This is a genomic window from Geopseudomonas aromaticivorans, assembly GCF_019097855.1.
GTDB lineage: Bacteria > Pseudomonadota > Gammaproteobacteria > Pseudomonadales > Pseudomonadaceae > Geopseudomonas > Geopseudomonas aromaticivorans.
On record NZ_JAHRGL010000080.1, the window covers coordinates 200,369 to 215,378 of the forward strand.

The 15,010-nt window shown below is 67.2% G+C and carries 13 protein-coding genes; 10 read left to right on the top strand and 3 right to left on the bottom strand.

Going from position 1 to position 15,010, the window contains the following annotated elements:
* Together KRX52_RS20500 and KRX52_RS20505 are read left to right on the top strand one after the other, a co-directional pair.
* Complete coding sequence (locus KRX52_RS20500) at nucleotides 1-1,128, top strand: ABC transporter permease (protein WP_217683576.1); 1,128 nt, start codon at nucleotides 1-3, stop codon at nucleotides 1,126-1,128.
* A 68-nt stretch (nucleotides 1,129-1,196) separates the two neighbouring features.
* Entirely contained in the window at nucleotides 1,197-2,630 is a 1,434-nt protein-coding gene (locus tag KRX52_RS20505; protein ID WP_217683598.1) for a TolC family outer membrane protein, read from the top strand.
* A 16-nt stretch (nucleotides 2,631-2,646) separates the two neighbouring features.
* On the opposite strand, the gene KRX52_RS20510 is transcribed toward KRX52_RS20505, so the two are convergent.
* On the bottom strand, nucleotides 2,647-3,390 hold the full coding sequence (locus KRX52_RS20510; protein WP_217683577.1) for a dienelactone hydrolase family protein: 744 nt from the start codon (nucleotides 3,388-3,390) through the stop codon (nucleotides 2,647-2,649).
* A 288-nt stretch (nucleotides 3,391-3,678) separates the two neighbouring features.
* Here KRX52_RS20510 and KRX52_RS20515 point away from each other — a divergent pair, with 288 nt between their 5' ends.
* Nucleotides 3,679-4,206 (top strand): DUF3087 domain-containing protein, encoded by a 528-nt coding sequence (locus KRX52_RS20515; protein WP_217683578.1) that lies wholly within the window; start codon nucleotides 3,679-3,681, stop codon nucleotides 4,204-4,206.
* Nucleotides 4,207-4,254: 48 nt separating this feature from the next.
* Here the strand turns inward: KRX52_RS20515 and KRX52_RS20520 are convergent, their stop codons facing one another.
* Nucleotides 4,255-5,025, bottom strand: a complete 771-nt coding sequence (locus KRX52_RS20520) for a phytanoyl-CoA dioxygenase family protein (protein WP_217683579.1) — start codon at nucleotides 5,023-5,025, stop codon at nucleotides 4,255-4,257.
* 95 nt (nucleotides 5,026-5,120) lie between these two features.
* A complete protein-coding gene (locus tag KRX52_RS20525) occupies nucleotides 5,121-6,269 on the bottom strand; it encodes a glycerophosphodiester phosphodiesterase (RefSeq protein ID WP_217683580.1) in 1,149 nt (382 codons plus the stop codon).
* A 286-nt stretch (nucleotides 6,270-6,555) separates the two neighbouring features.
* Between KRX52_RS20525 and KRX52_RS20530 the strand changes: the two genes are divergently transcribed.
* The 7 genes from KRX52_RS20530 to KRX52_RS20560 all read left to right on the top strand — a co-directional run.
* The gene (locus KRX52_RS20530) at nucleotides 6,556-9,213 is read left to right on the top strand and encodes a winged helix-turn-helix domain-containing protein (protein WP_217683581.1); all 2,658 of its coding nucleotides are present in this window, start codon (nucleotides 6,556-6,558) and stop codon (nucleotides 9,211-9,213) included.
* Nucleotides 9,214-9,353: 140 nt separating this feature from the next.
* A complete protein-coding gene (locus tag KRX52_RS20535) occupies nucleotides 9,354-9,575 on the top strand; it encodes an acyl-CoA dehydrogenase N-terminal domain-containing protein (protein ID WP_217683582.1) in 222 nt (73 codons plus the stop codon).
* Nucleotides 9,576-9,687: 112 nt separating this feature from the next.
* On the top strand, nucleotides 9,688-11,799 hold the full coding sequence (locus tag KRX52_RS20540) for a 3-hydroxyacyl-CoA dehydrogenase NAD-binding domain-containing protein (protein ID WP_217683583.1): 2,112 nt from the start codon (nucleotides 9,688-9,690) through the stop codon (nucleotides 11,797-11,799).
* Between the two features lie 35 nt (nucleotides 11,800-11,834).
* Nucleotides 11,835-13,022 carry an acetyl-CoA C-acyltransferase family protein gene (locus tag KRX52_RS20545; RefSeq protein ID WP_217683584.1) on the top strand — a complete coding sequence of 396 codons (1,188 nt, stop codon included), beginning with the start codon at nucleotides 11,835-11,837 and terminating at the stop codon, nucleotides 13,020-13,022.
* Between the two features lie 14 nt (nucleotides 13,023-13,036).
* Nucleotides 13,037-13,786: an electron transfer flavoprotein subunit beta/FixA family protein gene (locus tag KRX52_RS20550; RefSeq protein ID WP_217683585.1), complete on the top strand. Its 750-nt coding sequence runs from the start codon at nucleotides 13,037-13,039 to the stop codon at nucleotides 13,784-13,786.
* 1 nt (nucleotide 13,787) lies between these two features.
* A complete protein-coding gene (locus tag KRX52_RS20555; RefSeq protein WP_217683586.1) occupies nucleotides 13,788-14,723 on the top strand; it encodes an electron transfer flavoprotein subunit alpha/FixB family protein in 936 nt (311 codons plus the stop codon).
* Between the two features lie 126 nt (nucleotides 14,724-14,849).
* On the top strand, nucleotides 14,850-15,010 hold a 161-nt coding region (locus KRX52_RS20560; RefSeq protein ID WP_217683599.1), incomplete at its 3' end, for an FAD-dependent oxidoreductase.

A 15,010-nucleotide genomic window follows, 5' to 3' on the forward strand; every position in this document is an offset into this window, starting at 1 on the left:
ATGAGTGCCAGCCGCCGCAAGCTCGCCAACATCTTCCAGCTCGGCCTCAAGGAGCTGCGCAGCCTGTACCGCGATCCGGCGCTGATGATCCTGATCATCTGGTCGTTCACCATGGCGGTCTACTCCAGCGCCACCGCCATCCCGGAAGCCCCGCACCGCGCCAGCATCGCGGTGGTCGACGAGGACCAGTCGCAGGTCTCGCGGCGCATCGTCAACGCCTTCCAGCTCCCCTACTTCATCCAGCCGCAGGCCATCGACCTGGCGCAGATGGACAGCGGCATGGATGCCGGCCTGTACACCTTTACCCTGAACATTCCGCCGGGCTTCCAGGAGGACCTGCTGGCCGGCCGGACGCCGACCATCCAGCTCAACGTCGACGCCACCCAGGTCAGCCAGGCGTTCACCGGCGCCGGGCATATCCAGCAGATCATCGCCACCGAAACCAGCGAGTTCGCCAGGCGCTATCGCAGCAGCGAGGCCCTGCCCATCGAGGCAGTGGTGCGCACCGCGTTCAACCCCAACCTGACCCGCGCCTGGTTCGGCGCGGTCAACGAGGTGATCAACCAGATCACCATCCTGGCGATCATCCTCACCGGCGCGGCGCTGATCCGCGAGCGCGAGCACGGCACCATCGAGCACCTGCTGGTGATGCCGGTCACCCCGTTCGAGATCATGCTCGGCAAGGTCTGGTCGATGGGCCTGGTGGTGCTGGCCGCGACGGCCTTCTCGCTACGCTTCGTGGTCGAAGGCTGGCTGGACATCCCGCTGCAGGGCTCGCTGACGCTGTTCACCGCGGCCGCCGCCCTGCACCTGTTCGTCGTCACCTCGATGGGCATCTTCTTCGGCACCGTGGCCCGCTCCATGCCGCAACTGGGCCTGCTGACCATCCTGGTGCTGATGCCGCTGCAGATCCTCTCCGGCGGCACCACCCCGCGCGAGAGCATGCCCGAGCTGGTGCAGAACGTGATGCTGGTGGCGCCGACCACCCACTTCGTCGAACTGGCCCAGGCCATCCTGTTTCGTGGCGCCGGCGCCAACATCGTCTGGCCGCAGCTGCTGGCGCTGGCGGTGATCGGCACGGCATTCTTCGTCGGCGCCCTGTCGCGCCTGCGCAAATCGCTGCAGTAACGGATACTTGGCATGACGCGCGCCCCCACCACCGCACAAGGAGTCACGCTTTGAACAGGACACCCGGCATTCTGCGCAGACTTGCCCTGGCGATTGCGCTCGCAGGCGTCCCCGGCCTGCTGCTGGCCGAGCAGCAGGCTCCGTCGACCCGCGCCGACCTGATCGGCGTCTACCAGCAGGCGCTGGAGAACAATGCCGATCTCGCCGCGGCCCGCGCCGACTATCTGGCACGCAAGGAAGTCGTCCCGCAGGCACGCTCTGGCCTGCTGCCGCAGCTCAATGGTGGCGCCAGCCTCAGCGATTCGAAGACCGAACTGGACCAGCCATCGGTCAGCCTCGAACGCAGTGGCACGCTCTACCAGGCCAGCCTCAGCCAGGCGCTGTTCCGCGCCGACCGCTGGTTCCAGTTGCAGGCCGCCAAGGCGGTCAGCGAACAGGCCGCCCTGCAGCTCACCTCCGTCGAGCAGAACCTGATCCTGCAGAGCGCCGAAGCCTACTTCGCCGTCCTGCGCGCCCAGGATGGCCTGGCCGCCAGCCGGGCCGAGGAAGCGGCGCTCAAGCGCCACTACGACCAGGCCAACTATCGCTTCGAGGTCGGCCTGTCCGACCGCACCGAAGTGCTCGAGGCCCAGTCCAGCTACGACACTGCCCGCGCCAACCGCATCCTCGCCGAACGCCTGGTAGAAGATGCCTTCCAGGCGCTCGCCACCCTGACCAATCGCGACTACAGCTTCGTCGAAGGCATGCGGCATACCCTTCCCATCAACCCGCCGGCGCCGAACGACGCCAAGGCCTGGGTCGATACCGCGATGCAGCGCAACCTCGACCTGCAAGCCAGCCAGTACGCGGTGACCGGTGCCGAGGAAACCCTGCGCCAGCGCAAGGCTGGCCATGCGCCGACCGTGGACCTGGTGGCGCAGTACCAGAAAGGCGACAACGATCGGCTGGGCTTCACCAACTCGCCCTTCACCACCCTGGGCGGCGCGCACCTGGGCGGTGACGTCGAGCAACAGAGCATCGGCGTGCAGCTGAACATCCCGCTGTCCACCGGCGGGCTGACCAGCTCGCAGGTACGCGAGTCGTACCAGCGCCTGAACCAGACCGAGCAACTGCGCGAAAGCCTGCGCCGCCAGGTGGTACAGAACACCCGCGACTTCCACCGCGCAGTGAACACCGACGTGGCGCAGGTGTCGGCCCGCAAGCAGGCCATCGTCTCCAGCCAGAGTGCCCTGGAGGCGACCGAGCTCGGCTACGAGGTGGGTACCCGCAACATCGTCGACGTACTCGACGCGCAGCGCCAGCTGTACCTGGCCGTGCGCCTGTACAACAACACGCGCTACGACTACATCCTCAACCACCTGCGCCTGAAGCGCTCCGCCGGCATTCTCAGCCCGGCCGACCTGCAGGACCTGGAGAGCTTCCTCAAGCCCGACTACAACCCGGACCAGGACTTCCTGCCCCCGGGCCTGGCACCGAGCCTGCGCAGCCGCCAGGGCGAGTAAGCGAACGGTCGGTGCGTCACGCCCGGCCGAACAGCTCGGCGAAGAAGGCCTGCATGTCGGCCCAGGAATTCTCGTCGGCCGCCTGCTGATAGCCCGGCGAAGCCGGGTTGCTGAAGGCATGCGGGGCGTCGGAGTGATGCTGGAAGCGGCAGTCGGCGCCGGCGGCACGCATCTCGTCCTTGAAGCGGGCGATCTGATCGGCACTGATCAGGCTGTCGGCATCGCCGTGAGCCACCAGGACCTTGGCCTGCACCGAGCCCGGGGTCGCCGGGGTGACGGTGTCGAGCAGGCCGTGGAAGCTGACCACGCCGGCCAGCGGAACGCCCTGGCGGGCCATGTCCAGGACCACCCGGCCACCGAAGCAGTAGCCGATGGCGGCCAGCTGCGCACTGTCGGTCTGCGGCTGCTGGCGCAACTGCTCGAAGCCGGCGAGGAAGCGTTCGCGCATCCCTGCCGGACTGGCCAGCGCCTCCAGCATCAGGGCGCGGGCTTGCTCCATGCTGGCCGTGTTGCGGCCCTCGCCATACATGTCGATGGCCAGGGTGCTGTAGCCCAGCGCTGCCAGTTCGCGGGCGCGGCGCTTGGCATAGTCGTTCAGCCCCCACCACTCGTGCACCACCAGCACGCCGGGACGCGGTCCCGCGAGCGCCTCGTCGCAGGCGTAGTAGCCCACCAGCGTCGCGCCGTCGGCGCTGCGATAGGTGATCTCCCGGGTCCGAATGGTTGCCTGGCCGGTGCCGGTGGAGGGGGATGTGGTCATGAACAGAATTCCATTGATCGCAGAAGAAGGGAGACAGCAGGGCTGCAGGTACATGCGGATGCCCCGGCGGGATGCTCGGCACGCCTGCTGGAAGGCCCGAGCGGCAAGCCGCCCGCAGCACTGCCGCTACTTACCAGAGCACCAGGATGTAGTCGATCTTCACGCGAGTTTCATTGCCCTCGCGGAAGGCGACGCTCTTGAAGGCTCCCCATTTCCCATCACCTGCCCGGGTTTACGGGTGATAATGCGCCGATTGTTATCCGCTCACTGACGGAGTACCGCGGCGCGATGTTCGAGATCAAACAGTTGAACCCAGAGACCTACCGACAGCAGACGCGGCGCAGCACGCTGATCATCGTGGTGGTTTTCGCCCTGCTCGCCATGCTGCTTGCCAGCGTGGCCGTGCTGCTGTTCGGCGAAGCCGGTGGCGACAATTTTCGCCTGAACATGGGCGGCGTGATTGCCGGACTGCTACTGACCGGCGCGTTGGTACGGCTGCAATTCTGGTCGCAGCCCTGGATGGCGCCGGCCGTCTACGGCTGGCAGCTCAAGCGCAGCCTGATGAGCGTTACCAACGTCATGCACCACGTCACCGCCGGCGTGGAGGCCCGCGATCCGGCCGCCATGAAACTGCTGCGCTTCTACCATTTGGGGCTGACCCAGATGCACCAGCTGGACGGCAACTCCAGTGCCCTCAGCCAGATGGTGCGGGAGATCAACCAGCACCGCGAACACATGGAAGCGTTGCACATGGATACCGACCAGTATCGATTGGACCCCGCCTGGCTTGAGGCGGTGAAGAAGGCCGGCGCATAGCGCCCATACGGCTGTCCGCACGCGCAGCGATGCCCCAGGGCCAGCCGCTCAGTCGTATTCAGCTTCCTGATGCTCGCCCAGCAGGCGCCGTTGCCGTGGCGTGGCCGCCGCCAGCACGGCGGGATTGAACTGCCAGTGCAGGTATGGCGAGAACTTCTGGGCCACCATGCGCCGGCCATAGTGCACCTGCAGCAGGTAACGGCTGCGGTCCCTGCTGCGGTTGTCGCTACCGGCGTGCCACAGTTCGCTGCGAAACATCAGCACATCGCCAGCCCGGCACAGCACCGGCTGCGCGCTGCGGCCCTGCCACTGGCTCTCGCCGGCCATCGGAGGGCGCCCGGCACGGTGGCTGCCGGGGATCACCCGGGTGGGGCTGAGGTCGGCATCGATATCGTCGAGGTAGAGGTGTGCGGTGCAGATCTGCATCGGCAACGCGAAGGCAGGGTCGGCCAACAGGCTGGGCGGCAGCTCCATCACCAGGTAGTCCAGATGCAGCTCGGCGCCGACGAAGCCGGGATGGCTGCGCCAGGCCGTCTGGCCGATGATGTGACAATCGGCCCCCAGGGCGGCCTCGGCCAGTTCGATGATCCCGTCCAGGTCGAGAAACGGCAGCCACAGCGGGTCGCGATTGAACACGCACTTGTAGTGGTCGCACAGGCCGCTGTAGTCCCAGTGCATGGGCTTCAGGCTGTCGATCGCACGGCGCAGCGTGGTGATTTGGGCGCCATCGAGCACCCCGGGGAGCAGGACGAAACCGTCCTGGTGCAAGGCCCGCAGCCGGCTGGCCGTCAGGGCTGACAAGAGTTCGGTGCTGGCCATGCCGTGCTCCCGGCGAACGCTGATGACGCCACGTCATACTGGCACTGCATGGGCTGTTCAGCCAGTGCCGCAGCGCAACCACGCTGCCACCCCATTCAGTCGTCGCGCGCCGCCTTCGCGTGGTCGGCAAACTCGCTGAACACACCGTCCACCCCCAGCGTGTAGAACAGCCGGTATTCGGCCGCGGGGTCGCCCTTGAAGTCTGACGCCAGGCGCTTGGCTTCGCTGCGGAAGGTGTAGGGGGGCACGAACAGGCCGGCGGCGTGGGCGTTCCTGAGCACATCGGTGGGCTGCATCATCACCCGGTCACGCTCGTCGAGCTGGCCGTCGCCGTTGAGGTCGTCCGGCTGGCCGTCGTGGTTGTCGTCCAGCAACCGCGAAGGAATCAGGTAGGGCTTCCAGGGGCCGATGCCGTCGGCGTAGGTCCTGATCTCCTGCAGTCCGGCGGGCGTCAGCAGGCTGGCGAAGGTGCGCGCATCGCCGGCCACGGCAAAGTCGTAGGGTTTGTCGAAGGGCGCGGCCAGCTGGATGCTGCCATCGGCATTGATGTCGCTGGCGTCCACCAGTTGCACCAGGCGCAGCTGCGTCTTGCCGCGCAGGTACTTGAGGTTCGCCACCTCGAACGATTGCAGGATCACCGGCGCGGTCTTGCTGGTGTAACCGTAGCGGGCCAGGGTGTCGAGCAGGCGATCCTCGAGCTTGAGCCCCAGGCTGGCGTGATAGGTCGGGTGCTTGGTCTCGGCATACACGCCGATGCTGCGCCCCACGCGCGCGCTCTCGCTGCGGGCCAGATCGAGCACCTCCTCGAAGGTGGGAATCTGGAACTTGCCGTTATAGGACTGATCGCGGTCGGGGAACGGCTGGATGGCGCGCAGCGTCTTGAGTTCGGCGAGGGTGAAGTCGGAGACAAACCAGCCTTCCTCCCGCGCACCATCGACCAGTCTTTGCGTCTTGCGGCTGGCAAATTCGGGGCGATCCTTCACGTCGGTGGTGGCGATGATGTTCGGCTCATGGCGCGCCACCAGCACGCCATCGCGGGTGGCCACCAGGTCGGGTTCGATGAAGTCGGCGCCCAGCTCGATGGCTTTGCGGTAGCCCTCCAGCGTGTGGTCCGGCAGGTAGCCGGCGGCGCCACGGTGGCCGATCACCAGGGGCTTGGCGCCATCCAGCGTGGGGTATTTCGCCTCCCCACGATCGCCGCCGTAGGCGGCCAGCGCCTGGGCGGCAGCCAGGACCAGCGTCACTGCTTTTGCACCGCGCCGCGTCATATCTCACCTCGCTCATCGCTGTGGGAGCAAACAGCCGGCCTGTATTCCCAGGCTGTGCCCTACAGCCTAGTTCGTGACCATCTTCCTGATGAACTCCTCTTGGCAAAAAGCGCTCGGCGGCTCGAGCACCTCCGTGGCGACCGCGGATGCCAGCCCGCGCTGCGGACTTGCGCGCCTGCGTATCAGCCACCGAGGCAGATCGGCCAGGCGACTTCTGGTAACTTCGTCGCTATCGCATCGCGAAGAAAACAGCAGAACAACAATGGCTTTCCCCCTGGTCAACCCGAGTCAGCTTCGCCCTGCGCCGCTGACGGACAAGATCCTGGCGCGTCCGCGCCTGCTGCAGCGCCTGGAAGAGTCCGCCAGCCGTGGCTGCCGCCTGACCCTGCTCAGCGCTCCGCTCGGCTACGGCAAGAGCACCCTCCTCGCCCAATACGCGGCGAGTCTGCAGACGCCCTGGGCGTGGTATCGCCTGGACACTGCCGACAACCAGCCGTTGCACCTGCTGCTGCACCTGCATGCCGCCCTCGGCCAGGCCACCCCTGAGCGCAACCTGATGGCGGCCGACGAGGCCCGCCTGTGGAGCGCCATTCTCCAGCGACTGGAGCACGCAGCCGATCACTTCACCCTGATCCTCGACGACCTCCACCTGCTGCGCGCCGGCCGTGCCCGCCAGTACATCGAGCAGTTGCTGCGCTTCGGTCCGCCCGGCCTGCACCTGCTGGCCGCCTGCGAAGGCCAACCGGAACTGGCCCTCAGCCACCTGCGTCGCGAGGAGCGGCTGACCATCCTCGATGCCCGCGAGCTGGCCCTGGACAGCGAAGAAACCCGCCAGCTGGCCAACAGCCGCGGCGCCAAGCTGGGCGCCGATGCCCTCTACTACGAGCTGCGCGCCAACAGCGAAGGCTGGATCAGCGGCTTGCTGTTCTGGCTCACCGCCTACCGCGAGCAGCCTCCGGCCAGCCAGTCGCGCCGGGACCTGCGCCACGTGACCCGGCAGGCCTACGCCTATGTGACGCGCTTCTTTGAAGAGGAGCTGCTCGCGCAGCTGCCGGTGGAGCTGCTGGCCTTCCTCGAGCGCACCTCGGTAGTGCAGACCTTCGACCCGACGCTGGCAGGCATCTTGAGCGGCCAGCCCGATGCCGAGCGGCTGATTCGCCAGTTGCAGCGCCGCGACCTGTTCATCGAGCAGCGCCCCGGCGAGCGCGTGGAATACCGCTACCATGCGGTCCTCCGCGACGTGCTCTATCAGCGCCTGCAACAACGCGATTCGCAGTTGCTGCAGCAGTTGCACCAGCAGGCTGCCGCCTGGCTGCTGGAGCAGCACCGCTACTCGGAGGCCATCCATCAATACGGCCGGGCCAGAGACTTCAACGCGGTGCTCGCCATCGCCGAACGCCACACCTTCGACCTGCTGCGCGATGGGCAGATCAACGCGCTGGTCGACCTGCTCAGCGAGGTTTCCGGGCAGAGCGGCAGCGATCACTTCACCCTGGCCATCACCGAAGCCTCCATCATCATGGTGACCAACGACGTCAGCCGCGCGCAGGCCTGCATCCAGCGCCTGCAGCAGCTGCAGCGTGAGGGTGTGCCTCGTCATCCGGAGCGGGTCCAGCAGACCATCGCCTATCTGCGCACCCTGCTCGCCTTCCTCGGCGGCAACCTGCGCCATGGCCAGGTACTGGCGAGCCGGGTCCTGCTGCGCTATCCGCAGCGCAACGCCGCCGGGTCGGTGCTGCAGTTCAACCGCGCCCGCTGCCTGTTTCACCTCGGCCAGCTGGGCGCCGCCCGCACGGACGTGGAAACGGCCGTCCAGGAACTCGAGAGCTTCGGTTTCAGCGGCTTCGCCAACATCCCCCATCTGCTGCTGGGCCAGATCGAGCTGGCGCAAGGCGACAGTCCGGCAGCTCTGCAGCGCTTCCTGGCGCTGGAGCGCAAGTCCCCGGCGGCGGCCTCGCGCAACTTCTACGAACTGTTCTACCACCTGGGCCTGGGACTGGTATTCGTCCAGCAGAATCATCTGGAAAAGGCCCGCCAATGCCTGGCCAAGGCCGAAACGCTGGCGCTCGGCTTTCCCCACTCGGCTGCACTGGGATGGGTGCTGCATTACCAAGCCTGCCTGTTCGACGCCATGGGCGACAGCCGCAAGGCCCGAACCCGCTGGGACGAAGTCCGCCGCATGGCCCGCCAGTTCCGCCAGTTCGGTCTCTATCGCCTGGCTGGCGCCTGGCGCGTCCGCCAGGCCGTGCGCGAGCGCGACGAGGACTTCATCCTGCAATGGCTGGAGGAATGGCACTGGTGCCAGCGCCACTACGGCGAGGACCTGCTATCGGGGGAATGGCTGGCCTATGCCTGGGTGCAGCGCCATCTCGGGCAGCCGGCGGTGGCCGGGCAGATCCTCGACAACCTGCGCGAGCAGGCCGAGGAGGAAAACAACCGGCGCCTGCTACTCGACCTGTGGCTGCTCGACGCCGCCCTGCGCCGCGACCGCGGCGAGCAGCCGGCAGCGCTCGCCTGCCTTGACGAGGCCCTGCAGCTGGCCGTCGGCTATGGCTTCGGCCAGTTGCTGCACCACGAGGGCCGCGAACTGACCGAGCTGTTCCGCCAGCTGCTGCTGCCGCAGGCACGCCGCCAGGCAGGACTGGATCGCCCGTTGCCGCCGCGCGAGCTGCTGGCCACGACACTGGCCGGCCTTGGCAGCGAGGGCAGCGCGCACCCGCTACTCGAGCCCCTCACCCGTCGCGAGCTGGACGTGCTGCGGCGCATGGCGCGCGGGCAGAACAACCAGCAGCTTGCCGACGGGCTGTTCGTCAGCCTCAGTACGGTGAAGACCCACATCAACAACCTGTTCCGCAAGCTCGACGTCACCGATCGCGACGCCGCGCTGCGCGCCGCCCGCGAGCTGCAGCTGCTCGACTGAGCCGCTGCAGCTCGTCTCAGCTCCACCTCGCTGTCCACCCGACTCCACCCGCAAATCCACCCGCGGTTCGAAGCAAACCGCGGGGGATGCTTGCTAAAAATCAGGCATCGACTCCCAAGACAATAACAAAGGGACACCCCATGCCTGCCTACCAAGCGCCACTGCGCGACCTCCGCTTCGTCAGCCGCGAACCGTTCGACCTGAGCGGACTTACCGAGCCCCAGGCCTGCGAGGCCGCGGCCCTTGAGCCTCTGGACACCCTCGTAGAGGCGGGCACCATCTTCTGCGTCACCCATGCCTGGGGCCTGTACCCCGTGTCTACGCCGTCTTCTGAGTCACTGAAGCAGTTTCCGGCGGTCTAGGTCACCTCACCGGAATTTGTGCTTGGCCGCCCTTGCGGCGGCTTCTTTCTTCGAGCGTCAGCCAGGCGCGATTTCTCCTCCTGACTGGCCACCCCTGCTGTAGAGGCTCGCCATGTACACACTGATCGACTACTCCCTGGATAACGAACTGGCCCTGATCGGCCTGTCCCGCGCCCCCGTCAACGCCCTCGGCCATGCCCTGCGCCTGGAACTGCAGGCGGCCTTCCGCCAGGCCAGCGCCGATCCGGCGATCAAGGCCATAGTCGTCTACGGCCACAACCTGCCCTTCTGCGCCGGCGCCGATATCGCCGAGTTCGGCGGTGCCGACTTCACCGCCACCCCGGGACTACCCGATCTGCTCATCGAGCTGGCCGCCAGCGCCAAGCCGATGGTCGCCGCGGTCGGCGGCCTCGCCCTCGGCGGCGGCCTGGAGCTGGCCATGGCCTGCGGCTACCGCATTGCAGAGCCCAAGGCCCGCCTGGGCCTACCGGAAATCACCCTTGGCCTGATTCCCGGTGCCGGCGGTACCCAGCGCCTGCCGCGCCTGATCGGCGCCGAAGCGGCACTGGAAGCGATCCTTTCCGGCCAGCCGCTGAACGCCGCGCGCGCCCTCGAACTGGGTCTGGTCGATCGTATCGCTTCCTCGGCCGCCGAGCTGCTGGGCGAGGCCTGCGCCTTTGCCCGCGAACTGCTGCAGGCGGGCGCCCCGGCGCAGCCGGCCTGCCCGTACGCCGCGCCGGGCGCTGCCCTGCCGGAAAACTTCTTCACCGACTACACCGCTCGCAAGAGCGGCCAGTGGAAAGGCCAGGCCGCCCCGCACCTGGCCCTCGAGGCGGTACGCATCGCCTGCGAGCAGCCCCTGGAGGTGGGCCTGCAACGCGAGTCCGAGCTGTTCGCCGAGGCCATGGACTCGCCACAGTCCAAGGCCCTGCGCCACCTGTTCTTCGCCGAGCGCGAGGCCGGCAAGGTGCCCGGCATCGATGCCTCGCTGCCGCTGCGGCCGATCCGCAAGGTCGCGGTGATCGGCGCCGGCACCATGGGCGGCGGCATCGCCATGAACTTTGCCAACATCGGCATCCCGGTGGTGCTGCTCGAGCAGAAGCGCGAGGCGCTGGACCGCGGCCTGGCCCATATCCGCAAGAACTACGAGATCAGCGCCAAGCGCGGCAAGCTGAGCCAGGAGCAGCTCGAGCAGCGTATGGCGCTGCTATTCGGCACCCTCGAGTACGCCGACCTGGCCGATGCCGACCTGGTGATCGAGGCGGTGTTCGAGAGCATGGAGGTCAAGCGCCAGGTGTTCGCTACGCTCGACGAGGTGTGCAAGCCCGGTGCGATCCTCGCCAGCAACACCTCGACCCTGGATGTCGACCAGATCGCCGCCTGCACCCGCCGCCCGCAGGACGTGATCGGCCTGCACTTCTTCAGCCCGGCCAACGTCATGCGCCTGCTGGAAGTGGTGCGCGGCAAGGCAACCGCGCCGGACGTGCTGGCCACCGCGCTGAAGCTCGGCAAGCAGATCGGCAAGCTGCCGGTGGTTTCCGGGGTGTGCTACGGCTTCATCGGCAACCGCATGCTCGAGCCCTACGCCCGCGAAGCCCATCGCCTGCTGTTGGAAGGCGCCACCCCGGCGCAGATCGACCGCGTGCTCACCGATCTGGGTCTGAACATGGGCGTGCTGAGCATGTACGACCTGGTCGGCATCGATGTCGGCTACCTGATCCGCACGCCGCTGCGCGCCATGCTCGCCCAGGACCCCAGCTACTGCCGTCTGGCCGACGAGCTGTACGCCCTCGGCCGCTACGGCCAGAAGAGCGGCCGCGGCATGTACATCTACGAAGGCCGCGAGCGCCACGACGATCCGGAAGTACTGGCTATGGCCGAACGCCTGGCCGCCGAGCTGGGCATCCAGCGCCGCGTCATCAGCGACCAGGAAATCCACGACCGCTGCCTGTTCATGTTGATCAACGAAGGTATCCAGATCCTCGACGAAGGCATCGCCCTGCGCGCCGGCGACATCGACCTGGTATGGACCTGCGGCTACGGCTTCCCCACCTGGCTGGGCGGCCCGCTGCACTACGCCGAGCACCTGGGCCTCGAACGGGTACTCAACGGCATCCGCCAGTATCGCGAGCAACTCGGCGCCTACGGCGAGCTGTGGCTGCAGCCGGCACCGCTGCTCGAGCGCCTGGTCGCCGCCGGCAAGACCCGCATCAGCAAAGACTAACCCGCAACTTTCCAGATAAAAACAAGGAAATACCCATGAACAAGCGTGAAGTGGTCATCGTCAGCGGCGCCCGTACTGCCATCGGCGATTTCGGCGGCAGCCTGAAGGATTTCTCCCCTACTGACCTAGGCGCCATGGTTGCCCGCGAAGCCCTGCAGCGTGCCGAGGTGAACGGTGACGAAGTCGATCAGGTGGTGTTCGGCAACGTCATCCATACCGAAGCGGTCGACATGTACATCTCGCGCGTCGTCGCCCTGAAGAGTGGCGTCAGCGAGCAGTCCACCGCCCTGACCGTGAACCGCCTGTGCGGTTCGGGCCTGCAGGCCATCGTCAGCGCCGCCCAGGGCATCCTGCTCGGCGACGCCGAGATCGCCGTCGCCGGCGGTGCCGACTGCATGAGCCGTGCGCCCTACTCCTCCTCGGCGATGCGCTTCGGCGCGCGGATGGGCGACACCGGCATGGTCGACATGATGGTCGGCGCCCTCACCGACCCGATGAGCAAGGTGCACATGGGCGTCACCGCCGAGAACGTGCGCCGCACCTACCACATCTCCCGTGAGGCCCAGGACGCGCTGGCGCTGGAATCCCATCGCCGCGCCGCTGTGGCCATCGAGGAAGGCCGCTTCAAGGCGCAGATCCTGCCGATCACCCTGAAGACCCGCCGCGGCGAAGTGGTGTTCGACACCGACGAGCACGTGCGCGACAACCTGACCCTCGAGGAACTGGCCAAGCTCAAGCCGGCCTTCGAGCGCAACGACGGCACCGTGACCGCCGGCAACGCCTCCAGCCTCAACGACGGCGCCGCCGCCGTGGTGCTGATGGAGCGCGCTACCGCCGAGCGTCGCGGCCTCCAGCCGATGGCGCGCCTGGTGTCCTACGCCATGGCCGGCGTCGACCCGCTGCACATGGGCATCGGCCCGGTGCCGGCGACCAAGCTGGCCCTCGAGCGCGCCGGCCTGAACGTGGCCGATCTGGACGTGGTCGAGGCCAACGAGGCGTTCGCCGCCCAAGCCTGCGCGGTCATTCAGGAGCTGGGCCTCGACCCGGCCAAGGTCAACCCGAACGGTTCCGGCATCTCTCTCGGCCACCCGATCGGCGCCACCGGCGCGATCATCACCCTCAAGGCGCTCCACGAGCTGCAGCGCATCGGCGGCCGCTATGCCCTGGTGACCATGTGCATCGGCGGCGGCCAGGGCATCGCCGCGATCTTCGAGCGCATCTGAGAGGAGACACGTCCATGAAAGTACTGGTCGCCGTAAAACGCGTGGTCGACTACAACGTCAAGGTTCGGGTCAAGGCGGACAACTCCGGCGTCGACCTGGCCAACGTCAAGATGGCCATGAACCCCTTCTGCGAGATCGCCGTGGAAGAAGCGGTACGCCTCAAGGAGAAGGGCATCGCCACTGAGATCGTCGTCGTCTCGGTTGGCCCGGCGACTGCGCAGGAGCAGCTGCGCACCGCCCTGGCCCTCGGCGCCGACCGCGCCGTGCTGGTAGAGACTGCCGAGGAACTGGGCTCGCTGGCCGTGGCCAAGCTATTGAAAGCCGTGGTCGACAAGGAGCAGCCGCAGCTGGTCATCCTCGGCAAGCAGGCCATTGACAGCGACAACAACCAGACCGGGCAGATGCTCGCCGCACTGAGCGGCTTCGCCCAGGGCACCTTTGCCTCCAAGGTGGAAGTGACCGGCGACCAGCTCAACGTCACCCGCGAGATCGACGGCGGCCTGCAGACCGTGGCCCTGAAGCTTCCTGCCATCGTCACCACCGACCTGCGCCTCAACGAGCCGCGCTACGCCTCCTTGCCCAACATCATGAAGGCCAAGAAGAAGCCGCTCGACGTGGTCACCCCGGATGCGCTGGGCGTATCCACCGCCTCGACCGTGAAGACCCTCAAGGTCGAAGCCCCGGCCGCGCGCAGCGCCGGCATCAAGGTCAAGTCGGTGGCCGAGCTGGTCGAGAAACTGAAGAACGAAGCGAAGGTGATCTGAGATGGCAATCCTGGTAATCGCTGAACACAACAACAGTGCCCTGGCTGCCGCCACCCTCAACACCGTGGCCGCCGCTGCGCAGATCGGTGGCGATGTCCATGTGCTGGTCGCCGGCAGCGGCTGCGGCGCGGTGGCCGCGGCTGCCGCCCAGGTCGCGGGCGTGGCCAAGGTGCTAGTCGCCGACGCCCCGGCCTTTGCCCACCAGCTGCCGGAAAACGTCGCCCCGCTGATCGTCGAACTGGCCCGTGGCGCCTACAGCCACGTGCTGGCCCCGGCCACCACCAACGGCAAGAACTACCTGCCGCGCGTCGCCGCGCTGCTGGATGTCGAGCAGATCTCCGAGATCACCAAGGTCATCAGCGCCGACACCTTCCAGCGGCCGATCTACGCCGGCAATGCCATCGCCACCGTGCAGTCCTCGGCAGCCGTGAAAGTGATCAGCGTACGTGGCACCGGCTTCGACGCCGTCGCGGCCACTGGTGGCTCGGCCAGCATCGAGGCCATCGCCAGCGTCACAGATGCCGGCATCTCCCGCTTCGTCGGCGAGGAAATCGCCAAGTCCGAGCGTCCGGAGCTGACCGCGGCGAAGATCATCGTCTCCGGCGGCCGTGGCATGCAGAACGGCGACAACTTCCAGCTGCTGTACAGCGTGGCCGACAAGCTCGGCGCCGCCGTCGGCGCCTCGCGCGCGGCGGTGGATGCCGGCTTCGTGCCCAACGACATGCAGGTCGGCCAGACCGGCAAGATAGTCGCGCCGCAGCTATACATCGCGGTAGGCATCTCCGGGGCGATCCAGCACCTGGCGGGCATGAAGGATTCCAAGGTGATCGTGGCGATCAACAAGGACGAGGAGGCGCCGATCTTCCAGGTGGCCGACTACGGCCTGGTCGCCGACCTGTTCGAGTCCGTGCCGGAGCTGACTAGTCTGCTTGGCTGATTCGCCAGGCGGCACCAGCAGCTATTGTTGCCGCCGGCACTCAGCGTGCGCTCGAGGACATGGGCAACCCATCGGTTGCCCATGTCCTGCCTGCCGGTTTTCTGCGACGAAATTTGAGGTCACGAAATGCAACGCGAATACATGGAATTCGACGTCGTCGTCGTCGGCGCCGGCCCCGCCGGACTGTCCGCCGCCTGCCGCCTGAAGCAGAAGGCCGCCGAAGCCGGCCAGGAGCTCAGCGTCTGCGTGGTGGAGAAAGGCTCCGAAGTCGGCGCCCACATCCTCTC

What these genes read in the sequence shown, in the direction of transcription:
- KRX52_RS20530 (WP_217683581.1), top strand. Translation starts at nt 6,556, where the DNA reads ATGGCTTTCCCCCTGGTCAACCCGAGTCAGCTTCGCCCTGCGCCGCTG.
- KRX52_RS20520 (WP_217683579.1), bottom strand. Translation starts at nt 5,025, where the DNA reads ATGGCCAGCACCGAACTCTTGTCAGCCCTGACGGCCAGCCGGCTGCGG.
- KRX52_RS20540 (WP_217683583.1), top strand. Translation starts at nt 9,688, where the DNA reads ATGTACACACTGATCGACTACTCCCTGGATAACGAACTGGCCCTGATC.
- KRX52_RS20510 (WP_217683577.1), bottom strand. Translation starts at nt 3,390, where the DNA reads ATGACCACATCCCCCTCCACCGGCACCGGCCAGGCAACCATTCGGACC.
- KRX52_RS20545 (WP_217683584.1), top strand. Translation starts at nt 11,835, where the DNA reads ATGAACAAGCGTGAAGTGGTCATCGTCAGCGGCGCCCGTACTGCCATC.
- KRX52_RS20500 (WP_217683576.1), top strand. Translation starts at nt 1, where the DNA reads ATGAGTGCCAGCCGCCGCAAGCTCGCCAACATCTTCCAGCTCGGCCTC.
- KRX52_RS20550 (WP_217683585.1), top strand. Translation starts at nt 13,037, where the DNA reads ATGAAAGTACTGGTCGCCGTAAAACGCGTGGTCGACTACAACGTCAAG.
- KRX52_RS20515 (WP_217683578.1), top strand. Translation starts at nt 3,679, where the DNA reads ATGTTCGAGATCAAACAGTTGAACCCAGAGACCTACCGACAGCAGACG.
- KRX52_RS20555 (WP_217683586.1), top strand. Translation starts at nt 13,788, where the DNA reads ATGGCAATCCTGGTAATCGCTGAACACAACAACAGTGCCCTGGCTGCC.
- KRX52_RS20535 (WP_217683582.1), top strand. Translation starts at nt 9,354, where the DNA reads ATGCCTGCCTACCAAGCGCCACTGCGCGACCTCCGCTTCGTCAGCCGC.